Source organism: Nocardiopsis sp. iso_238, from assembly GCF_056173325.1.
Window position 1 is genome coordinate 1,171,978 of the sequence record NZ_CM149668.1, and the last position, 20,391, is coordinate 1,192,368.

General features: G+C 72.2%; 14 protein-coding genes. 12 read left to right on the top strand and 2 right to left on the bottom strand.

Annotation, left to right across the window (positions count from 1 at the left end; translation table 11 throughout):
• Positions 1-112 precede the first annotated feature (112 nt).
• The 8 genes from AC0VYL_RS05285 to thiC all read left to right on the top strand — a co-directional run bounded on the left by AC0VYL_RS05285 (position 113) and on the right by thiC (position 13,812).
• Entirely contained in the window at positions 113-1,969 is a 1,857-nt protein-coding gene (locus AC0VYL_RS05285) for an SGNH/GDSL hydrolase family protein (RefSeq protein ID WP_475482478.1), read from the top strand.
• On the top strand, positions 1,969-3,870 hold the full coding sequence (locus AC0VYL_RS05290) for an MmpA family trehalose lipid delivery protein (protein ID WP_475482479.1): 1,902 nt from the start codon (positions 1,969-1,971) through the stop codon (positions 3,868-3,870). Before AC0VYL_RS05285 ends, AC0VYL_RS05290 begins: the two co-directional genes overlap by 1 nt.
• Entirely contained in the window at positions 3,867-4,007 is a 141-nt protein-coding gene (locus tag AC0VYL_RS05295; RefSeq protein ID WP_017542507.1) for a hypothetical protein, read from the top strand. The genes AC0VYL_RS05290 and AC0VYL_RS05295 overlap by 4 nt, the downstream gene beginning before the upstream one ends.
• Positions 4,008-4,234: 227 nt before the next feature.
• Positions 4,235-5,584, top strand: coding sequence for a glycosyltransferase family 4 protein (locus AC0VYL_RS05300; RefSeq protein ID WP_475482480.1), 1,350 nt, complete (start codon positions 4,235-4,237; stop codon positions 5,582-5,584).
• Positions 5,581-10,029, top strand: a complete 4,449-nt coding sequence (locus tag AC0VYL_RS05305) for an alpha-(1->3)-arabinofuranosyltransferase (RefSeq protein ID WP_475482481.1) — start codon at positions 5,581-5,583, stop codon at positions 10,027-10,029. Before AC0VYL_RS05300 ends, AC0VYL_RS05305 begins: the two co-directional genes overlap by 4 nt.
• Positions 10,026-11,015 (top strand): cell envelope lipid trafficking protein PgfA, encoded by a 990-nt coding sequence (gene pgfA / locus AC0VYL_RS05310; protein WP_475482482.1) that lies wholly within the window; start codon positions 10,026-10,028, stop codon positions 11,013-11,015. The genes AC0VYL_RS05305 and pgfA overlap by 4 nt, the downstream gene beginning before the upstream one ends.
• A 43-nt stretch (positions 11,016-11,058) precedes the next feature.
• Positions 11,059-11,913, top strand: coding sequence for an SOS response-associated peptidase (locus AC0VYL_RS05315; RefSeq protein ID WP_475459822.1), 855 nt, complete (start codon positions 11,059-11,061; stop codon positions 11,911-11,913).
• A 231-nt stretch (positions 11,914-12,144) separates the two neighbouring features.
• Positions 12,145-13,812 (top strand): phosphomethylpyrimidine synthase ThiC, encoded by a 1,668-nt coding sequence (gene thiC, locus AC0VYL_RS05320; RefSeq protein ID WP_475482483.1) that lies wholly within the window; start codon positions 12,145-12,147, stop codon positions 13,810-13,812.
• A 62-nt stretch (positions 13,813-13,874) separates the two neighbouring features.
• Here the strand turns inward: thiC and AC0VYL_RS05325 are convergent, their stop codons facing one another.
• Complete coding sequence (locus AC0VYL_RS05325; protein ID WP_475482484.1) at positions 13,875-14,696, bottom strand: class I SAM-dependent methyltransferase; 822 nt, start codon at positions 14,694-14,696, stop codon at positions 13,875-13,877.
• A gap of 347 nt (positions 14,697-15,043) precedes the next feature.
• Between AC0VYL_RS05325 and AC0VYL_RS05330 the strand changes: the two genes are divergently transcribed.
• The 4 genes from AC0VYL_RS05330 to AC0VYL_RS05345 all read left to right on the top strand — a co-directional run bounded on the left by AC0VYL_RS05330 (position 15,044) and on the right by AC0VYL_RS05345 (position 19,525).
• The gene (locus tag AC0VYL_RS05330; protein WP_378743229.1) at positions 15,044-15,715 is read left to right on the top strand and encodes a sigma-70 family RNA polymerase sigma factor; all 672 of its coding nucleotides are present in this window, start codon (positions 15,044-15,046) and stop codon (positions 15,713-15,715) included.
• Complete coding sequence (rsrA, locus tag AC0VYL_RS05335; protein WP_475459830.1) at positions 15,712-16,023, top strand: mycothiol system anti-sigma-R factor; 312 nt, start codon at positions 15,712-15,714, stop codon at positions 16,021-16,023. Before AC0VYL_RS05330 ends, rsrA begins: the two co-directional genes overlap by 4 nt.
• A gap of 824 nt (positions 16,024-16,847) precedes the next feature.
• Positions 16,848-18,194 (top strand): HD-GYP domain-containing protein, encoded by a 1,347-nt coding sequence (locus AC0VYL_RS05340; protein ID WP_475483473.1) that lies wholly within the window; start codon positions 16,848-16,850, stop codon positions 18,192-18,194.
• Positions 18,194-19,525: an HD-GYP domain-containing protein gene (locus tag AC0VYL_RS05345; RefSeq protein WP_475459835.1), complete on the top strand. Its 1,332-nt coding sequence runs from the start codon at positions 18,194-18,196 to the stop codon at positions 19,523-19,525. The genes AC0VYL_RS05340 and AC0VYL_RS05345 overlap by 1 nt, the downstream gene beginning before the upstream one ends.
• A gap of 79 nt (positions 19,526-19,604) precedes the next feature.
• Here the strand turns inward: AC0VYL_RS05345 and AC0VYL_RS05350 are convergent, their stop codons facing one another.
• Complete coding sequence (locus AC0VYL_RS05350) at positions 19,605-20,345, bottom strand: GntR family transcriptional regulator (RefSeq protein WP_378743223.1); 741 nt, start codon at positions 20,343-20,345, stop codon at positions 19,605-19,607.
• Positions 20,346-20,391 lie beyond the last annotated feature (46 nt).

Genomic DNA, 20,391 nt, shown 5'->3' on the forward strand with positions numbered 1-20,391 from the left:
GTTCTAGTCTTGTCTGGCGAGCGACTGCCCCCTGGTTGCCTGACTAGCGGGATTGTTGCTCCGGTGCTGAACAGGAACCTGTAGCTATCGCGGCGGCGAGAGATGGGGCACGGTGCAGGACCCGGGCGAGGACGCCACCCCCGAGCAGCGCGACCCCGACGAGCGGGAACCCGGCGCCGACCACCACGTCCCGGCCGAGACGGGCCGGAACCGGTGGTCGCCGCGCGCCCCGTACTGGCTGACCGCCGACCACTGGCGTGACCGCGACTGGCGCGACCTCGTGGTGTGGCGCCGCCCCGGCTCCCGGTTCGAACCGGGCCCGCTCGGCCTGCTCGGCGTCATGCTCTCGGCCATGGCGGTCACCATGCTGCTCCTCCAGACCGGGTCCGGCGGGCTCGACGGGGGCCAGGACACCGGCGACGGCGCCCCCGTCCCGGTGCCCGGCCCGCCCGACGGCGAACTGCGCATCATGATGGTGGGCGACGCCGCGACCCAGGGCAGCAGCGGTGACCACACCTGGCGCTACCACCTGTGGTCCCACCTGTCCCGGCAGGACGTGGAGTTCGACTTCGTCGGGCCCAGCGACGACATGTACTCCCTCGACTCCGAGGAACCCGGGGACCTCAGCTACGCCGAGCCCGACTTCGACACCGACCACGCGGCGCGCTGGGGCGCCACCGCGCAGGAGCTGTCCTCCGACATCGCGCAGGTCGCCGTCGAGCACGACCCCCAGTACCTGCTGATGCTCGCCGGGACCGAGGACATCCTCGCCGGGGGCGGGGCGGACCAAGCGCTCGACGGCGTGGCCGAGACCGTCTCCACGGTGCGGGTCGTGCTGGACGACGCCCGCTTCGTGGTGGGCGAGCTCCCCGAGGTGGACGGCACCGACGACGACCGCCGGGTCAACGACGAGATCGCCCGCTTCAACATGGGGCTGGTCGACCTCGCCGGTCAGCTCACCTCCGCCACCTCGCCCGTGGTCGTCGCGCAGGTCGCCCGTGAGTACGCGCCCGCCTTCGACAACTGGGACGCCACCCACCCCAACGTGCGCGGGGAGCTCAAGATCGCCGCCGCGTTCGCGGACGCGCTGGCCGCGCCGCTGGGGGTGGGGGAGGGGTTCCCGCGACCCCTGCCCGAGCTCTCCGCCGGTCCGCTGACCGCGCCGGAGCCGGAGTACGAGGAGACCGACGACGGCCTGCTGCTGAGTTGGAAGAACGTGCCGGGGGCCACCGACTACCGCGTGGTGCAGCGCCGGGTGGAACCGGACCCCGACGACGCCGGGGTGATCCCCGCCGACGTCGAGAGCGACGAGGACGACCGGTTCGTGGTGGTCGGGTCGCTCTTCAGCGGTGCCCGCTACGAGTTCGTCGTGCGCCCGTTCAAGGGGCGCGACGAGGGCACCGAGTCCGAACCCCTCCAACTGGTGTGGGACGACGAGCCCCCGCCCGCGCCGTCCTGGGTCCGGGTGCACGACGGCGGCACCCTGGTGACGTGGGAGGACGTGGCGGAGGCCGGGCACTACGAGGTGTGGCTCCGGCAGCTGGAGTGCGTCCCGGACCAGCGGTCCCTCTCCCGTGGCCGCCATGTGTCCACCACCCCGCGCGACCTGGTCGGGCCCCGTCCGGGGAACCCGTCCACCGACGACCAGGAGGTCCCCGGAGGCACCGAGCCGGGGGTCGGGGAGCCGGGGCCGACCCCGACACAGCGTCCGGAACCGCCTCGTGTCGAACCCGAACCCGACCCCGACCCCGAACCGTCCGTCCCGGCGGCCCCCGAGCCGCGCGAGTCCTGCGCGCCCCCGGACGGGCGGGGTCCCGGTACCGGTGACGGTTGGCGCACCCTGGGCTCCGTCGGTGAGCAGCCGCGCTGGGCGGCGTCGGTGTCCGGTCCCTACGAGATCGCGATCCGTGCCCACCGGGACTACGTGGAGGGCGGCTACTCCGACAGCGTCGTCCTCTCGGAACGCTGATGCGGACCGCCGCGCGGGTGACGGTGGGGCTCCTGCCCTGGCTGGTGGGCCTGCTCGCCGGGGTGCTCGCGCTGGGCCCCGCCCTCGGCCCGGGGTACGTGCTGCGGTACGACATGCTCTTCGTCCCCGGGCTCTCGCTGCCCACGGTGCTGGCGGGCGCGGACGGCTTCCCGAGGGCGATCCCGAGCGACGCGGTGGTGGCGGCCCTGTCCCTCGTGCTCCCCGGGGACACGGTGCAGGCGCTCGCCCTGCTGGCGGTGTTCACGGTGGGCGGCGCGGGCGCCTTCCGGCTCCTGGTCCGCCTGGTGCCCGGAGCGTCGCCGGGTGACGGCCGCGTGCTGGCGGCCGGGGCCGCCGCCGGGGTCCTCTACGTGTGGAACCCCTTCGTGGCGGAGCGCCTGCTGCTGGGGCAGTGGGCGATGCTGTTGGGCTACGCGGGCCTGCCGTGGGTGCTGTGGGCGGTGACGCGGCTGGCGTCGGACCGTCCGGGCGCGGGGCTGGCCGGGGTGGTCCGCGCGCTGGTCCCGGCGGCGATCGGCGGGTTCTCCTCGGTGGTGCTGAGCGCGCTCACCGCCGGACCGCAGGTGCTGGCCGGGCCCCGCCGCTGGCGGAACGCGGCCCTGTTCGCGCTGGCGCCGGTCCTGGTGTCGCTGCCGTGGCTGCTGCCGTCCCTGACCAGCGGCGCCGTCACGGACCCGGCCGGGGTGGAGGCCTTCGCGGCGCGCTCGGACACCCCCTTCGGCGCGCTGGGGTCGCTGCTCCTGCTGGGCGGGGTGTGGAACTCGGGGGCGGTGCCGCCCGGCTACGGGGAACCGGTGACCGCCACGGCCCGGGCGCTGGTGTGCGCGGTGTCACTGGCGGGCTGGGTCTGGTGGCTGCGGCGGGCCCGTCCGGCGGTGGGCGTCGGACTGTCGGTGTCGGCGGCGGTGGGTTTCGGAGTCGCGCTCCTCGGGATCTCCGCTCCGGGGCGGGAGTTCCTGGCCGCGCTGATCGACCTGTGGGCCGGGTTCGGTCCGCTCCGTGACGGCCAGCTGTACCTGGCGCCGCTCTCGCTCGTGCAGGCGCTGGGGGCGGGCGCCGTGGTGCTGTGGCTGCTGCGGGCCCTGCCCGACGGCGGAGGAGGGCGCGCGGATCGCGCGGGAGCCTCCGGGACGGGGGAACCCTCGGGGGGTTCCGAGATCCCGCTGTGGCGGGTGGTGGGTGCGGTGCTGGTGGTACTGGCGCCCGTGGTGGTGTTGCCGGGACTGCTGTGGGGCGCGGGAGGACGGCTGACGTCGGTCGAGTACCCGCGGGAGTGGCTGGCGGCCCGGGAGGCGGTGGCCGCCGACGACCGGCCGGGTGCGGTGCTGGTCCTGCCCTGGAGCGCCTACCGGGGACCGGAGTGGTCCGGCGAACCCGTGGTCGTGCTCGACCCGGCGACGAAGCTCTTCGACCGGCGCACGATCTGGAACGACGACCTCAGCGTGGGCACGGCCGACGGCGGTCGGGTCGTGGTGACCGGCGAGGACGCCCGTGCCCGGGAGGCCGCGCGGCTGCTCGACCCCGATCCCGCGACCGGCCTGCCGGGGGAGCGGTGGCTGTCCGACCCCGACGCCCTGGCGGAGCTCCTGGGTGGTCTCGGGGTCCGCTTCGTGGTCGTGTCAGCACCGGTCGATAACCGGTTCTGGTCTGGGGCGGAGTCCCTTTCCCCGGTGGTCGAGGGTGCCGATCTGACCCTTCTGAAAGTGGATGACCAGCACATCAGGGCAGACAAAGACCCTTTGTCGGGGTTGGAAGTTACCAGCGGGTTAGTTACAGTTGGGGCAATCATCTGGTCTATGGCTAGATCAGGTTCTAGTCTCGGGTTCCAGCGTCCCCAACCAAGAACGGAGCGGGGCGCGCGGAAGGAGATCCCCAAGTGATCAAGGTAATCGCCGCCTGCGTGATCGGCGCGGCTCTGGCGGGGGGTGCCACCGTGGTGGCCACCAACCTCGCCACCGAGTCCACCGCGACCGCGGAACCGGTGAACGAAACCCTCTACAACTACGGCGACCGCTAGGCGGCCGTTCTTGCCGAGGTAGGCGGGCGCCCCGCCGCCAGCGGGGCGCCCGCCCCGCCCCCTCACGGTCGCACCCCTCGTGACCGCCCATCCCCAATGACGTCCGGTCGACGGGCCCGTTCGGCGTGCGCTCGACGCTTCCCCCGAGCGCTCGCTCAGCGTGCTCACGCGTGTTCTCCGCGTGCGCGCCCAGGGTCCGCGCCGGGCACCGCGCGGAAGGAGAGCGTGTGGTCTTCCAGAAGGTCCCAGCCCGGGTGGAGCCCGGCCGCCCCACGGTCACCCCCGCCCAGGCCACCGTTCCCTCCCCGGCCGTCGCCCCCGAAACCGCCACGGTCTCCGCACCGGTCGAACCCGCCGACCCCGGGACCGGCCCCGGCCCCCGCCTCGACGGCGTCCGGATCGTCATGATCAACTGGCGCGACCCCTGGCAGTCCACCGCGGGCGGCGCCGAGGAGTACGCCTGGCGGATCAGCCGCCACCTGGCCGAACGCGGCGCCATCGTCACCTTCCTGACCAGCCGCGAGCCCCACCAGGCCCGGGTCGAGACCAAGGACGGCATCGTCATCCGCCGCATGGGAGGCCGGTTCACCGTCTACCCGCGCGTCATGGCCTGGCTCGCCTTGTGGAGACGCGAGTACCACCTCGCCTTCGACTGCATGAACGGCATCCCCTTCTTCTCCCGGCTGGTCCTGCGCCGCCGCACCAGGGTGGTCAGCGTCGTGCACCACGTCCACGACCTCCAGTTCAACGCCTACTTCCCGGCACCGCTGGCCTGGCTGGGGCGCTTCCTGGAGTCGGCCGTGGCCTCCCGCGTCTACCGGAACTGCACCACCGTCACCGTCTCCGAGTCCTCGCGCGCCGCCATGCGCGACAAACTCGGCTGGCGGGCGCCCATCGAGATCGTCCACAACGGCGGCCTCCCCGCCGCCCCGACCGGCACGGTCCCCGCGCCCGCGCCCGCCGACGGCGCCCCCGCGCTGGTCAGCCTCGGCCGCCTCGTGGTGCAGAAACGGGTCTCCCGCGTCGTCGACCTCGTGCGCGCGCTCGACGGCGCCCACCCCGGCCTGCGCGTCCACATCATCGGCCGCGGCCCCGAGGGCGAACACCTCGCGACACAGGTGGCGCGGGACGGCCTCCAGGAACGCGTGGACCTGCACGGCTTCCTCTCCGAGGAGGACAAGGACACCGTGCTCTCCTCCTGCCACCTGCACGTGACCGCCTCCGAGTTCGAGGGGTGGGGCCTCACCGTCATCGAGGCCGCACGGCTCGGCGTGCCCACCGTGGCCTACGATGTGGACGGACTTCGCGATTCGGTCCGCGACGGCGAGACCGGATGGCTCGTCCGCGAGGGCCAGACCCTTGAGGACGTCGTCTCCCGTGCCCTCGCGGAACTGTCCGACCCCCGGCGCTCCGAGGAGGTCCGGCGGGCCTGCCGCGCCTGGGCGTCCCGGTTCACCTGGGAGGCCAGCGGCGCCCGTATGACCCGCCTGGTCGCCGCCGAACTCGGTCTGGACGCCCCCGCCCGCACCGCCCCCGGCACCCCCGACCCCACAGCAGGCAAGAAAGCGAAGATGTGACTTCGGCGGAATCCACCGCCAGGCGCGAACCGGAGGATTCCAGAACACCGACCGCCCCCGGCGGAGTGGACGAGAGGCTGCTGGCGCGGCTCAAGGTCCTCGCGGTGTGTCTGCTCCTGGGAGCACTGGCAGCCAGCATCGACCCCGGCAGGATCGTCAGCGACACCAAGATCGACCTGACGGTCAACCCCCTGGGGTTCATGGAGCGCGCCCTGCACCTGTGGGACGCCTCGTACTTCGGCCAGCTCCAGAACCAGGCCTACGGGTACTTCTTCCCCAACGGCCCCTTCCACCTGCTGTTCGAGGTGCTCGGGATGCCCGAGTGGCTCATCCAGCGCCTGTGGATGGCCGTGCTCCTCATCGCCGCGTTCACGGGGGTGTACAAGGTCGCGGAGGCCCTGGGCCTGGGCACCGTCAACACCCGCATCATCGCCGGTGTGGCCTACGCGCTCGCCCCGCGCGTGCTCACCCTGCTCTCGTACAACTCGGCCGAGCTCCAGCCCATGCTGCTCATGCCGTGGATCCTGCTGCCGCTCGTCCTGGGCGCCCGGCACGGGTATCCGCCCGCGCGCATGGCGCTGCTCTCCGGGCTGGCCTTCCTCATGTGCGGCGGCACCAACGCCGCCTCCGAGCTGGCCGTCCTGGTCGTCCCCGGCCTCTACCTGCTGACCAGGGCGGGCGGTCCGCGCAAGTGGCGGCTCATCCTGTGGTGGTCGGGCGCGCTCGTCCTGGCGTCGTTCTGGTACATCGTCCCGCTGCTCATCATGTCGCGGTACGTGTACTCGTTCATGCCCTACACGGAGGACGCCGCCGTCACCACGGGGATCACGTCCCTGTTCAACTCCCTGCGCGGCACCTCCAACTGGATGGGCTTCCTGCCCGACATGGGCAACACCGCCCTGCCCTCCGGCGCGGAGCTCTCCCTGACCCCCTGGCTGGTCGCGGTCACCGCGCTGGTCGCCGGGCTGGGCCTGGCCGGGCTGATCAACCGGCGCACCCCCGAACGCCTCTTCCTCATCAGCTGCCTGCTGGTGGGCACCGCGATCGTCGTCGCGGGCCACACCGGCGCCCTCACCGGCCCCTTCGCGCCGCTCATGCGCGAGCTCTTCGACGGCGCCCTCGCGCCCTTCCGCAACGTCCACAAGTTCGACGCGCTCATCCGCCTCCCGATCGTCCTGGGCCTCGCCCACCTGCCGGTCGTGGTCGCCCGCGACTGGGCGGACCGTCGTGGCGGCGGCCGCGACCCCGGCGCCGTCGCCCGGGTCCGCCGTACCGTGGCCGGGGCCAGCGCCGCCGTCTTCCTGGTCACGCTCGCCCCCATCGCGACCGTCGGCATCGCCCCCAAGGGCGGGTTCGAGGAGATCCCGGACCACTGGTACGAGGCCGTGGAGTGGCTGGAGGACCAGGGGGACGACCGCGGCATGACCATGGCGCTGCCCGGGTCGGCGCGCGGCGAGTACGAGTGGGGCCGCCCCCTCGACGAACCCATGCAGCCACTGCTCTCCGGTGCCTGGACCAACCACCAGATCATCCCGTGGGGCTCCTCCGGCATCTCGCGGATCAACCACGAGATCGACCAGCGGGTCTCCTCGGGGCGCGGCTCCGAGGGGCTCGCGGACACCTTCGCCCGCCTGGGCGTCACCCACCTGATCGTCCGCAACGACCTCCAGCGGGTGGGCAACAACGGCGGCTGGCCCGCCCGCGTCCACCAGTCGCTCCGGAACTCCCCGGGCATCAGCGAGGCCGCCGAGTTCGGACCGGTGATCGGCTCGATCGACCACTCGTCCGCCTCCCAGTGGTTCGACCAGCCGTACCCGTCCCTGACCGTCTACGAGGTGGAGGGCGCCGCGCCCACGGTCGGCACCGTGCCCTCCGGCGACGCGCTCAGGGTCACCGGCGGCCCGGAGTCCGTCCTCCACCTGGCCGAACAGGGCATGGTCAACGACGACCGCCCGATCCTGATCGGGGACGACCCCGGCGCGGACACCGTCGCCGCCGAGGACACGATCGTCACCGACACCGTCCGGCGCCGCGAGGTCGTCTACTCCGACGTGCGCCGCAACGTCTCGGCCACCATGACCGAGGACCAGGAGCTGGAACGCGACGTCCCCGCGCCCGACATCATGGACCCCGCCTGGGAGGAGTACGTCTCCCACGCCGAGGACCTGGGCGTGGCCGGGCTGACCGCGTCCAGCTCCGAGGCCGGGGTGGAGTCCCGGGCCAGCGACCGCGACCCGGGCCACGCCCCCCACGCCGCCCTGGACTCCGACCTCGGCACCGCCTGGCGCTCCAGCGCCTTCGCGGGCGCCATCGGCCAGTGGATCGAGGTCGAGTTCGAGGAGCCCCGCGACCTCAGCGGTCTGAGCGTGGCCTTCGAGCAGCTGTCCGGAGAGCCGCCGCCCTCGCGTGTCACCCTCGTCACCGACGAGGGCCGCACCGAGGTGGCCGTGGCCGCCACCGACGAGCCCCAGGAACTGGCCGCGCCGCCGGGGCTCACCACCACACTCCGGGTACGGATCGACGAACTGGCGTGGGAACCGGAGTACCGCTTCGGCACCCGGGTCGGGATCTCCATGATCTCCCTGCCCGGCCTGGAGGCCACCCGGACCCTGCGGGTGCCCGGACCCACCGACGCCGGCTCCCTCCTCTTCACCGGGTCGACCGGCACCGCCCCCGGCTGCATGGAGGGCTCGCACGTGTGGGTGTGCAACCCCCGGCTGGAGGTGAGCGGTGAGGACTCCAGCAGGCTCGACCGCACCTTCGAGGTCTCCGAGGGGGCGGCGGCCGGATCCCACGCCATCTCCGGCGAGGTGGTCCTCACCGACCCCCGGGAGGCGGAGAACGCCGCCAACCGCGCCGGGGGGTACCCCCGGGTGACCGGCTCCTCCACCGCCGTCAGCCACCCCGCCGCCATGGGCCGGGGCGCGCTCGACGACGACGAGGCCACCGTCTGGTACCCCGACCCGGAGGAGAAGGCCCCCTGGCTCGACGTCGAGCTGGGCGAGCCGACCGCGATCGACCACATGAGGGTCGAGTTCCCCCGGGCCGACAGCGTGATGCGGCCGATCCGGGTCACCGTCGAGGGCGGCGGAACCGTCCGCGAGGGGTGGCTGGACGGCAGCGGCCGGGTCGACTTCGCGGAGCTGACCGCCTCGTCCCTGCGCGTGACCTTCGAGCGCCCCGAGGGGCAGGCCCTGGAGATCGGCACGGTCGACCTCCCCGGCGTGCCCGCGGTGGACCCGCTCCCCGAAGGCGACGCGTCCACCACCTGCGGACTGGGCCCGACCCTGCGCGTCAACGACCGGCGCGTGGAGACCAGGATCAGCGACGGCACGCTCGCGGACCAGCTCACCGGGCGCCCGTTGCGGTACGAGACCTGCACCGACCTGGACCTCACCGAGGGCGAGAACCGGATCGTGGTCGACCCGGGCAACCGCTACCAGGTGCGTTCGGCGCTCGTGGAGACCGGCGACCGACCCGGCGCCGCGGGAGGGGCCCCGGAGGTCAGCATGGCCGAGGTCGACACCGTGCACTCCTGGGGTCCGGGCGAACGCCGCTTCGACGTGGACGTCGACGAGGACAGCCTCCTGGTGGTCAACGAGAACTTCAACGAGGGTTGGGAGGCCCGGATCGACGGCGGCGACGGACCGCTCGAACCGGTACGGCTGGAGGGCTGGAAACAGGCCTGGGTGCTTCCCGAGGGGAGCGCGGGCACCGTCACCCTCACCTACACCCCCGACGCCGTGTACCACCGTGTGCTGGCGGTGGGCGGGGCCCTGGCCGCCCTCCTCGTCGTGCTGGCGCTGTGGCCGCGACGCTGGCTTCCGGGCGGGAGGCGGCTGACGGCCGCGCCCCCGCGCGGCGCGCGCGCCCTGCCCGGGGCCGGTCCGGGATGGCTGCCCCGCTGGGTGGTGCTGCCGGTGGGCCTGGCCTACGGGGTGTGGGTCGCGGGCTGGGCGGGTGCGGCCGTGGTCGGCGTCCTCCTGCTGTCCCTGTGGTGGCTGGCCCGCCGGGCCCCGAAGCGCCTGCGCCACGCCAAACCCGGCAGGCCGTCCCTGGGCGGACGGGCACTGCCGTACCTGGCCGGTCCGTGGGTGGTCACGGTGTCGCTGGCCCTGGCCGGACTGGCCATGGCCTCGGGGACCCACCTCGTGGTGAACCTGCCCTTCCACGACATCACCGAGACCCTGGGCACGGCGCTGCGCGGCTGGGTCCCGCAGGCGCTGTGCCTGCCCGCGATGGCCCGACTCGTCCTCGCCCTGGGACAGCGCGGGGTCGAACACGATCCCCCAGAAGGGCCCCCGGAGGGCTCGGCCGGGGGCGCCGCCGAAGGCTCCGACGGCGGGCACCGGCGGACCGGACCGCCCGAGAACGGGTCAGGGCCGGAACACGGGACCGCGCGCCTGCCCGAGGCCGGTCACGACGTCGAGGAGGTGCGCGGGTGAGGACCTCCACGCGGACGGGCGCGGATCCCGGGCGGAGCCTTCCCCAGGGCACCGTCCTGGTGGCGGCCGGGGCGTTCCTGCTGACCCTGGCCCTGCTGCTGCCGCTGTACGTGCACGACCGGGTCGCCCCGCACCCGGCCGACGCCACCCTCGGCCTGCGCATGGTCGACGACGACGCCAGTTTCCTGGACACCGCCACCTGGACCCGTGTGGAGGGCGTCGACCTCGAACGGGACACCCGGGTGGAGGCCTCCGCGCACGGCGCCGACTGGTCGGCCTGGGAGATGACAGTGAACACGTCCTCCTCGGACCGCGTGCTCGACCACTGGAGCCGCCGGGTGATCGTGGACCGCGAGACCGGCCGGGCGGTCAACTGCTGCGGCGAGCACGTCAACGGCGACCGCGCGGTGCGCCAGGCCGGGCTGGTCCTCCACTGGCCGCCCGGGGTCCCCGAGGGCGACCACTCCTTCTACGACGCCGAGGTGCGCGCGGCCCCCTCGGTCGAGTTCGAGGAGGACGACGAGGTCGCCGGGGTGGCGGTGCGCCGCTACACCCAGACCGTGGAGGCCACCCAGGTCCCCGACTCCGCGCGGGAGGTCCCGGCGGCGCTGTTCGACCCGGACGCCGAGGGCACGGTCAGCGTGAACCGCTGGCTCACGGCGGAACGGACCTTCTGGGTCGAGCCGGTCACCGGCATCGTGGTGAACCTGGAGGAGCGCAGGTCGGAGACCCTGCGGCCGCAGAACGGCTCCGGCGAGGTGGAGCTGCTCGACGCCGAGCTGACCCTGGTCGAGAGACAGGTCCTCGGATACGCCGAACAGGCCCGGGTGCGGTCGCTGCTGCTGCGGGGGCTCGACCGCTGGGCGCCCTGGACCCTGGGCCCGGTCGGCGCGGTCGCGGTCCTGGCCGGGCTGCTCGGCGCCTGGCGGTCCCGGACCGCCGAGGAACCCGGGGAGCGTGCGCCGGAGGATGCCGGGACCGGCTGACCGCCCCCGGGGGCCAGCGGCCGGATCGCATAGGATCTCGCCCATGTGCGGTCGCTATGCCCAGTCCCGGAACGTGCACCAACTCCAGATGGCCTTCTCCCTCCCCGAGGAGGCGCTGGGCCCGGCGGGAGACCCGCGCGCCTGGCCGCCGCTGGAGGAGCTCGACCCGGACTACAACATCGCGCCGGGCAGCCCGGTGTACGCCGTGCTCGGCCCGCCTCCCCAGGGGGGCGCCCACGGCCGACCGGGACCGCGCTCCCTGCACACGATGCGCTGGGGTCTCGTGCCGGGCGGCGCCAGGGATCGCAACGTCGGCTACCGCATGATCAACGCGCGCAGCGAGACGGTCGCGGACAGGCCCGCCTTCCGCACCGCCTACCGGAACCGCCGCTGCCTCCTCCCCGCTGACGCCTACTACGAGTGGCAGCTGCTCAACAAGGACGGCACCACCGAGGCCAGCACCTCTCCCGCCACTGACCCCCAGCACAAGAGGCGCAAGGCCAAGGCCGCCAAGAAGCCCTTCTCGGTCCACTACTCCGGAGACGAACCGCTCGCCCTGGCCGGGATCTTCGAGCGCTGGCGCGACCCCGAGGTCGACGACCCGAGCGACCCCGACGCCTGGCTGTGGACCTGCGCGGTCATCACCACCGAGGCCGCCCCCGAACTCGCCCACATCCACGAACGCATGCCCGTCGTGGTGCCGCGCGAGGACTGGGCCGTCTGGCTCGACCCCGCCACCGGCGCCGAGGAGCTGGCCCACGTGCTGGACGACTCCCCGGTGGACCGGTTCTCGGTGGACGAGGTCTCCACCGACGTCAACAGCGTCAAGAACAACGGCCCCCACCTGCTGGAACCGGCCGAGGACTCCGGTCGCGGCGAACCGGAGACACTTTTCTGACCCCGGCGAGGCTGGACAGGCCCGGGGACGGCCTGTGTATGGTGTGCGAGGCCACGGGGGAGTGCTTCCCCCGGCCCGGGACACCGTGATCGAGGTGTTCCGGCACGTTCCACGTGCGCACATGTGAATACGCAACGCGGGAGCTCGCGCCATGGCGGGCTGAGAGGGCGACTCAAGGGTGTCGCCGACCGCAGAACCTGTTCGGGTAATTCCGACGTAGGGAGGCATGCCATGACGGCTATCGACGGTCGTGACGTTTCCACCACCGACGAGCACCGGGTGACCACAGGTCCCATCATGGGATCTCGCAAGGTCCACGAGGAGATCACCACCCCCGAGGGCACGACCCTCCGTGTCCCGCGCCGCCGGGTGGATCTCAGCAACGGCAGCCACTTCGATCTGTACGACACCTCCGGCCCGTACACCGACGACTCCGCACACATCGACGTCCACCAGGGGCTTCCTCGCACCCGCGAGTCCTGGACACCGGACCCCGTCAACGGCGCCGTCACCCAGCTGGCGCACGCCAGGGCCGGGACCATCACCCCCGAGATGCGCTTCGTGGCCGCCCGCGAGGGGGCCGACCCCGAGTTCGTCCGCGACGAGGTCGCGATCGGCCGCGCGGTCATCCCGGTCAACCGCAACCACCCCGAGTCCGAACCCACCATCATCGGCAAGAACTTCCTGGTGAAGATCAACGCCAACATCGGCAACTCCGCCGTCACCTCCTCGGTGCCCGAGGAGGTCGAGAAGATGGTGTGGGCCACCCGCTGGGGCGCCGACACCGTGATGGACCTGTCCACCGGCAGGCGCATCCACGAGACCCGCGAACGCATCGTCCGCAACTCCCCGGTGCCCATCGGCACCGTCCCGATCTACCAGGCCCTGGAGAAGGTCAACGGCGACCCCACCAAGCTGAGCTGGGAGATCTACCGGGAGACCATCATCGAGCAGGCCGAGCAGGGCGTGGACTACATGACCGTCCACGCGGGCGTCCTGCTCCGGTACGTCCCGCTGGCCGCCCGCCGCGTCACCGGCATCGTCTCGCGCGGCGGCTCCATCATGGCCGCCTGGTGCCTGGCCCACCACAGGGAGAGCTTCCTCTACACCCACTACGAGGAGCTCTGCGAGATCTTCCGCCGGTACGACGTCACCTTCTCCCTGGGTGACGGCCTGCGCCCCGGCTCCATCGCGGACGCCAACGACGACGCCCAGTTCGCCGAACTGCGCACCCTGGGGGAGCTCACCCACATCGCCCGCTCGCACGACGTGCAGGTGATGATCGAGGGGCCCGGCCACGTGCCGATGGACAAGATCAAGGAGAACGTGCGCCTGGAGGAGGAGCTGTGCGGCGAGGCACCGTTCTACACGCTCGGCCCCCTGGCCACGGACGTCGCCCCCGGCTACGACCACATCACCTCCGCGATCGGCGCCGCGCAGATCGGCTGGCACGGCACCGCCATGCTCTGCTACGTGACCCCCAAGGAGCACCTGGGGCTGCCCAACCGCGACGACGTCAAGACCGGCGTCATCACCTACAAGCTCGCCGCCCACGCCGCCGACGTCGCCAAGGGCCACCCCCGCGCCCAGGAGTGGGACGACGAGCTGTCCAAGGCGCGCTTCGAGTTCCGGTGGCAGGACCAGTTCCACCTGTCCCTGGACCCGGAGACGGCGCAGGCCTTCCACGACGAGACCCTGCCCGCCGAACCCGCCAAGACCGCGCACTTCTGCTCCATGTGCGGGCCCAAGTTCTGCTCGATGAAGATCTCCCAGGACGTGCGCAGGTACGCCGAGGAGAACGGCCTGGACACCGTCGAGGCGATCGAGAAGGGCATGGCCGACAAGTCCGCCGAGTTCGCCGAGGGCGGTAACCGCGTCTACCTGCCGCTCGCGGACTAGGAACCGCTCGCCCCGGGCCCGTCACCCCGCCGTGGGTGGCGGGCCCGCCACGTCAGCCCTGGCTAGGCGGGCTTGTGGGCGCTGGCGACCAGGTGGACGCCGACGTAGTCGTCGGAGTCGGCGGCGCGCAGCTCCATCTCCACCAGCCGCGCCATGGAGCGGGGGTCGCGGGCCAGCATCATCTCCACCGTGGACGCCGACAGCACCGTGCGCGGCTTGATCCACTCCAGTTCGAGCCCGGCCTCGGTGACCATCTCCGTCAGCTGCTCGGCGGTGAAACAACGGGTGATCGAACCGTCCGGCCACGGCACCAGGAGGACGTCCGCGCTGGGCGCGTGGCTCAGCTCCGGCCAGGCGTCCTGTTCGGCCAGCAGCGCCATGCCCAGGACCACGGAGTCCACGCAGACCAGCACCCGGCCGCCCGGGCGCAGCACCCGGGCCACCTCGGACATCGACGACTCGGTGGCCAGCTGCCGGGAGAACACCCGGTTGTCCGCGATGACCCCGTCGAAGGACCCGGGGCTGAAGGCGCGCAGGAAGGCGGAGTCACCGACCACGTGCCGGAGCCGCCCGCGCGGCGTGGGGGGCGGAACCACGGCCCGTCCGTTGACCAGGGTGAGCGGGCGGCGCATGGCCATGTCCACCGAGGGCAGCAGGGTGACGACGTCGTGCCCGGCCGCGACGGCGCGCGGTGTGCCCTGGAAGTCGGGGCTGGACAGGTCGAGGAGCCGGGCGGGCCGCTCGGGCAGCCACCGGCTGATCTGCGCCTCCGCGACGGCCCAGTAGAAACGCCAGTAGTCCGAGAGCCGGTCCGTGGTGGCGAACTGGGCGGCGGGCGATCGGGGGCGGTCGGAGGCTGGAGTCGAGGACGGTCGCACGTGCACTCCTCTCCCATCCTTCAGTGAGTCCTACCCGCACTCTGCCATGCCTCACCTTCACCGACGCGGTCAAACGACAAAGTTCGGATCCGGGACCCCGTCCCGCTCCCAGGACGGAATCAGCTCGTGGAGGCCGTTGTTGTCACCAGCACCGTCCGAGGCGAGGTTCCGGACACGGGACCCGGCAGCAGGGAAGGGGTTGGGTCACGAGCATGCCGACCGCTGGTGCGTGCCTGGAGCGCAGGGAAACGGCGTTGGCGCCACGCGGCGTCGACGCGCAGGTCGGGGGTGTGGGAACGTATCGTTGGGATACGGACACCCCACCAGGGACCAGCGCGAGGAGGCCGAAGGGCTTGGACCAGAGCCAGGAGACAGCCGGGGAACGGGACGAGCGGTTCGAGAGGGACGTGCTTCCCTTCCTCGACCAGCTCTACTCGGCGGCGCTGCGCATGACACGCAACCCCTCGGACGCCGAGGACCTGGTGCAGGAGACCTTCGCCAAGGCGTTCGGTTCCTTCCACCAGTTCAAGGAGGGGACCAACCTCAAGGCGTGGCTGTACCGCATCCTCACGAACACCTTCATCAACTCCTACCGCAAGAAGCAGCGGGAGCCGAAGCAGGCCGGGACCGAGGACGTCGAGGACTGGCAGCTCGCCCAGGCCGCCTCGCACACGGCGGCGGGGCTGAAGTCCGCCGAGGCCGAGGCGCTCGAACACCTCCCCGACAGCGACGTCAAGCGCGCCCTCCAGGAGCTTCCCGAGGACTTCCGGATCGCGGTGTACCTCGCGGACGTCGAGGGCTTCGCGTACAAGGAGGTCGCCGAGATCATGGGCACCCCCATCGGGACGGTCATGTCCCGGCTGCACAGAGGACGGCGCCAGCTGCGTTCGCACCTTGAGGAGTACGCGGTGGACCGCGGCTTCCTCGCCGCGACCAGGGCGGCGGAGGCCTCGGCCGTCGCGTCGGGGTCGGCGGCGGGGGGCCGAGCACAGGTGAGCGGGTCGGATCGAGGAGATCGGCAATGAGCGGCGGCCACGACAAGTCGGAGACGGACACCCCGTGCAGCGAGGTGCTGGAGAAGCTCTACACCTACCTTGACGGTGAGCTGGAGGAGAGCGACTGCCCCGAGGTCAGGGCGCACCTCGACGGGTGCAGCCCCTGCCTGGACGAGTACGGCCTGGAAGAGGCCGTGAAGAAGCTCGTCGCCAAGCACTGCGGTTGCGATCCCGTCCCGCTGGACCTGCGGGACAAGGTCCTCGGGCGGCTCGCCGAGGCGCGCAACGAGCAACTGGCCCGTGAGGCCAGGGCCGACTCCCCGGGGGCGCCCGCCTGACACCGGTCCGGGCCGTCGGCGGCCGCGGGCCGTCCGGGACGCGGGTGGCGAAAGCTGGCATTCCAGCTTTCGCCACTTTTGTGTATTCAGGGGTGCTTGTAGTGCTCTGATGCGTTCTGTGCCATTTGTCTGCATTTGCAGAATAGAGTGCGACGCATCCCCGTGAGTCCGGGGGGTTTTGGTCACGCGGGTGCCGAGTTGGTGGTTCTTGAGGGGTTCGACACGCCCGATGCCGCGAATCGGTTTTCGGTCGTGACCGAGTCGGAATGAATTTCCTTGAACTTGTGAGAGTCCGTTTCGATTGCTCACGATGGGTAGTCATGCCTGATGGGGTTGGCTGGCCCTGGGTGCAGGATCGCCCGGGGCGTCGGCGGTCCCCAGTGTCGCGCCTGTGACCTATTGTCACTCTGTGTAGCCATCTGGAATGACTAATTGAATTAGTAATTCCACGCTCCGGAACTTCGTGCCCTCTGTGGAGTCGAGTGCGGCCCCGGTTCGGGTTGGGGGTAATCAGGATGGTGTCGTGGCCCGTTAAACTGGAGGCCTTATCCAACGAATAAGGTAATTTGCGCGGCGTGCCCGGGGGATGAGGGGGCAGTCGCCACAGGGAGAAGGGGGACGACGATGCTCGTCACCATGTTCGGTCCGATGATGACCGCCGTTTTTGTGGCTTCCACTTTTACCGGATGGTCTTGGTGGTAGAACAGAACCGGTGAAACCATGACAGTCCGGTCGTCGTCGGTGGGGGGTGAACGGGGGTGCGGGCTCTTCCTTGGGGCGCGCGTGTCTACGTCGGGATCATCGTTGTCAGTGCTGTCGCCATCATGCTCGTCGGTCCCTACGCGGGGATCGACCTGGGGACCCTGGTACTCATCGCGGTCCTCTTCGTCGTCGCGGAGTCGATAAGCACACACGTCGTCGTCGACGTCAAGGAAGCCGGAATCTCACCCAGCTCGGCCGTGGCCCTGGCCGCCGTCGTGCTGGTGGGGCCGGCCGGCGCGGCCGTGGTCGGATTCGCGTCCTGCCTGGCGATCCGCCGACAGGGCCCGGTCAAGCGGGCCTTCAACGGCGCCCAGTTCGCGCTGGCGGCCTACGCGGCCGGACACGTCTACCTCCTGCTCGGAGGCACGGTGGGGGTGCCGGGTCAGTCCGACTTCCCCGGCATCGTCCTGCCGTACGTCGTCGCGGTCCTGACGCACACGCTGCTCAACTCGGTGCTCATCGGCGCCCTCATGTGGTGCCTGGGCGTCACCCGGCCCGCCGGTGCGGGGCCGCTGCGCTGGCGCCCGCTGGCCGCCCTGGAGGTCGCCTCCGTGGGCTACCAGATGCTGGGGCTGGCGATCGCGGCCATCTGGGGCGCGGTGGGGATCATCGCCCCGCTCCTGGTCCTGCTGCCGCTGTTCATCGCGCGGTGGGTGTTCGGCCAGCAGACCGAGGAGGCGCGGGCGCACGAGGCCACCCTGGCCACCCTGTGCCAGGCCGTGGAGACGAAGGACTACTACACCCGGGGCCACTGCATGCGCGTGGCCGAGGGGTCGGCGATGATCGCCGCCGAGCTGGGTATGCCCGCCGAGCGGGTGCAGAAGATCCGGTACGCGGGCATGCTGCACGACATCGGCAAGCTCGGCGTGCCCACCAAGGTCCTCCAGAAGAACGGCAAGCTCACCGACGACGAGTACGCCGCGATCAAGCTGCACCCCACGCGCGGGTACGAGATCGTCCGCGAGATCAGCTTCCTGGACGAGGCGCTCGCGGGCATCAGGCACCACCACGAGCGCCTGGACGGGCGCGGCTACCCGATGGGGCTGGTGGGGATGGAGATCCCCGAGTCCGCCCGGATCATCAGTGTGGCCGACGTCTTCGACTGCCTCACCTCCACGCGCTCCTACCGCAAGGCGTGGTCCGTGGAGGACGCCATCGCGGAGCTCCGGCGGTGCGCGGGCAGTCAGTTCGACCCCCGGATGGTGGAGGCCCTCGTCCGGGCCGTCACCCGTGAGGGATGGGAGACCCCGGACATCGCGGAGCCGCCGGGCGGTTGCTACGGCGCCTCCGGCACTCCGGAGTCGGGCGACACGGGCGCGACGGTACCGTCCGCACCGCAGCGGAGCGGGACGGCGACGGTGGCCGAGTCCACGTCGGCGGCCGCGGTGACGGGGGGCCAGGACCGGTGATGACGCAGAGGCAGTCGGACGGGGCGCTCCCCGGGCCGCACCCCGGCGGCCCCGAGGGCGGGGCCCTGGGCCACCAGCGCTCCGGGGGGCCGGTCTGGCGCACCGCGAGACCCTTCCGGGCCCTGCTCGTGGGCGGGGTGGGCGCCGCCTCCCTCGCCGCCCTGGTGTGGACCGCCGCGACCGGGTTCCACCAGCCCTACGTCGCCCTGGCCTTCTGCCTGGTCATCGCCGGCGGCGAACTGGCCCGGATCACGCTGCCCGGGCACCGGGAGTCCGCTCCGATCGCCCTGGCCGGTGCGATCGCGTACGCGTTCCTGCTCAGCCTCGGCGGCGAGGCGATACACCACACCGCCTGGCAGGTGGTGGCCGTGGTCGCCCTGGGCGTGGCCCTGGGCGAACTCCCGCACGTGGCGGTGGGCCACGGCCCCCGGCTGGAGGACGTCGCGCGCAGAGTGCTCACCGCGCTGCTGCTCGCCGTCGCCTTCCGGCCCCTGGTGGAGGCCCTGTCCCTGACCGGGCCCTCGGTCGTGGTCGCCCTGATGATGACCGTCCTGGTCGCCCTGGCGTGGTCGCTGGACGTGGCGGTCTCCGCCCTGCTGCGCGCCGAACGGCTCCGCACCCGCCTGGTCGTGGCCATGCGCGACGAGGCCCGGGCGCAGGTGGCCACCGGTGGCGCGATCGCCTCCAGCGGTGTGCTGATCGCGCTGGCCTGCACGGTCACCGGCCTGGTCGGGCTGCTGGTCTTCCTCGCCCCGCTGCTGGTCTCGCAGGTGGCCTTCCGCAGGCACGCCGAGGTGCGCCGCACGTACCTGGAGACGGTGCGGGCGCTGTCCCGGGTCACCGAGGTGGGCGGCTACGTGGAGAACGGCCACTCGCGGCGGGTCAGCCAGCTCTCCCACGGCATCGCCTGCGAACTGGGACTGGCCGAGGCGGAGCTGCTGGAGCTGGAGTACGCGGCGCTGATGCACGACATCGGCCAGCTCTCCCTGCGCGAGCCCATCGCGGGCGGCGCCACCGTGCTGTCCTCACCGAGGGAACAGCGCCGGATAGCGGAGCTGGGGTCGGCCATCATCCGGGAGACCGGGGTGCTGGACAACGTCGCGGAGATGGTCCGCCGCCAGTGCGAGCCGCTGGCCGGAGACGGCGACGAGGGCGTGCCCCCGCTGGGCAGCCGCGTCATCAAGGTCGCCAACGCCTTCGACGACCTGGTCGGGGAGAACGGCGACGCCGAGCGCCGGGCCGCCGTCGTGGAGCGGCTGCGGATGGACACCGGCAGCGAGTACGACCCCCAGGTGGTCGACGCCCTCGCCTGCGTGCTCGCGCGCGGGTGATCGGGCCGGGGTCCCGACGCGCGTCCCGGTCCGGGCCCGTCACGGCGGGTCCCGTCCGGGCCACGGAGGCGGCAGGGGGTCAGTCCCGGGGCGGGCGCAACCGGGTGACGAACTTGTAGCGGTCGCCCCGGTACAGCGAGCGGACCCACTCCACGGGGTGCCCGTCGCCGTCGAAGCTGTGCTGGCAGTGCAGGACCAGGGGCAGGCCCACGTCCACGCCGAGCAGGCGGGCCTCGTTGGGAGTGGCGAGGACGGTCTCGATGGAGGCCTCCGCCTCCGCGAGGGAGACGTCGTAGGCGCTCGCGAGAGCCTCGTAGAGCGACGCGTAGCGGTCCAGCTGCCTCCGGAGTCCGGGGAAGCGCCGCGCGGCCAGGTGGGCCGTCTCGACGGCCATGGGCTCGCCGTTGGCAAGCCGGAGCCGTTCGATGCGCAGCACGCGGCCGCCGGAACGGATGGCCAGGAGCTCCGCGAGCTGGTCGTCCGCGTTGATGTAGCTGACGTCCAGGATGCGGGTCGCCGGGTGCAGGCCGTGCGCCCGCATCTCCTGCGTGTAGCTGGTCAGCTGGAGGATCTGCGCGACCTTCGGCTTGGCCACGAACGTGCCCTTGCCCTGGATGCGCAGCAGCCGGCCCTCGACGACCATCTCGGTCAGGGCCTGGCGCACCGTGGTGCGCGAGGTGCCGAACTGGGTGGCCAGGGCGCGCTCGGGCGGGACCGGGTTCCCCGCCGGCATCGCCTCGATCAGCTCCAGCAGCTGCTTCTTGACCTGGTAGTACTTGGGCACTCTGGGGTTGCCGTCCAGTGTGTGCTGACCAGTCATCAGTCTCCTCCGCCGCGTTCCGCGCCCCGCCAGGACGTGGTCGGTG

Bases quoted from the DNA above. Each gene is read 5' to 3' on its own strand.
- AC0VYL_RS05345 (WP_475459835.1), top strand. From the start codon at position 18,194: ATGACGCAGAGGCAGTCGGACGGGGCGCTCCCCGGGCCGCACCCCGGC.
- AC0VYL_RS05340 (WP_475483473.1), top strand. From the start codon at position 16,848: ATGCTCGTCGGTCCCTACGCGGGGATCGACCTGGGGACCCTGGTACTC.
- AC0VYL_RS05350 (WP_378743223.1), bottom strand. From the start codon at position 20,345: ATGACTGGTCAGCACACACTGGACGGCAACCCCAGAGTGCCCAAGTAC.
- AC0VYL_RS05315 (WP_475459822.1), top strand. From the start codon at position 11,059: ATGTGCGGTCGCTATGCCCAGTCCCGGAACGTGCACCAACTCCAGATG.
- rsrA (WP_475459830.1), top strand. From the start codon at position 15,712: ATGAGCGGCGGCCACGACAAGTCGGAGACGGACACCCCGTGCAGCGAG.
- AC0VYL_RS05290 (WP_475482479.1), top strand. From the start codon at position 1,969: ATGCGGACCGCCGCGCGGGTGACGGTGGGGCTCCTGCCCTGGCTGGTG.
- thiC (WP_475482483.1), top strand. From the start codon at position 12,145: ATGACGGCTATCGACGGTCGTGACGTTTCCACCACCGACGAGCACCGG.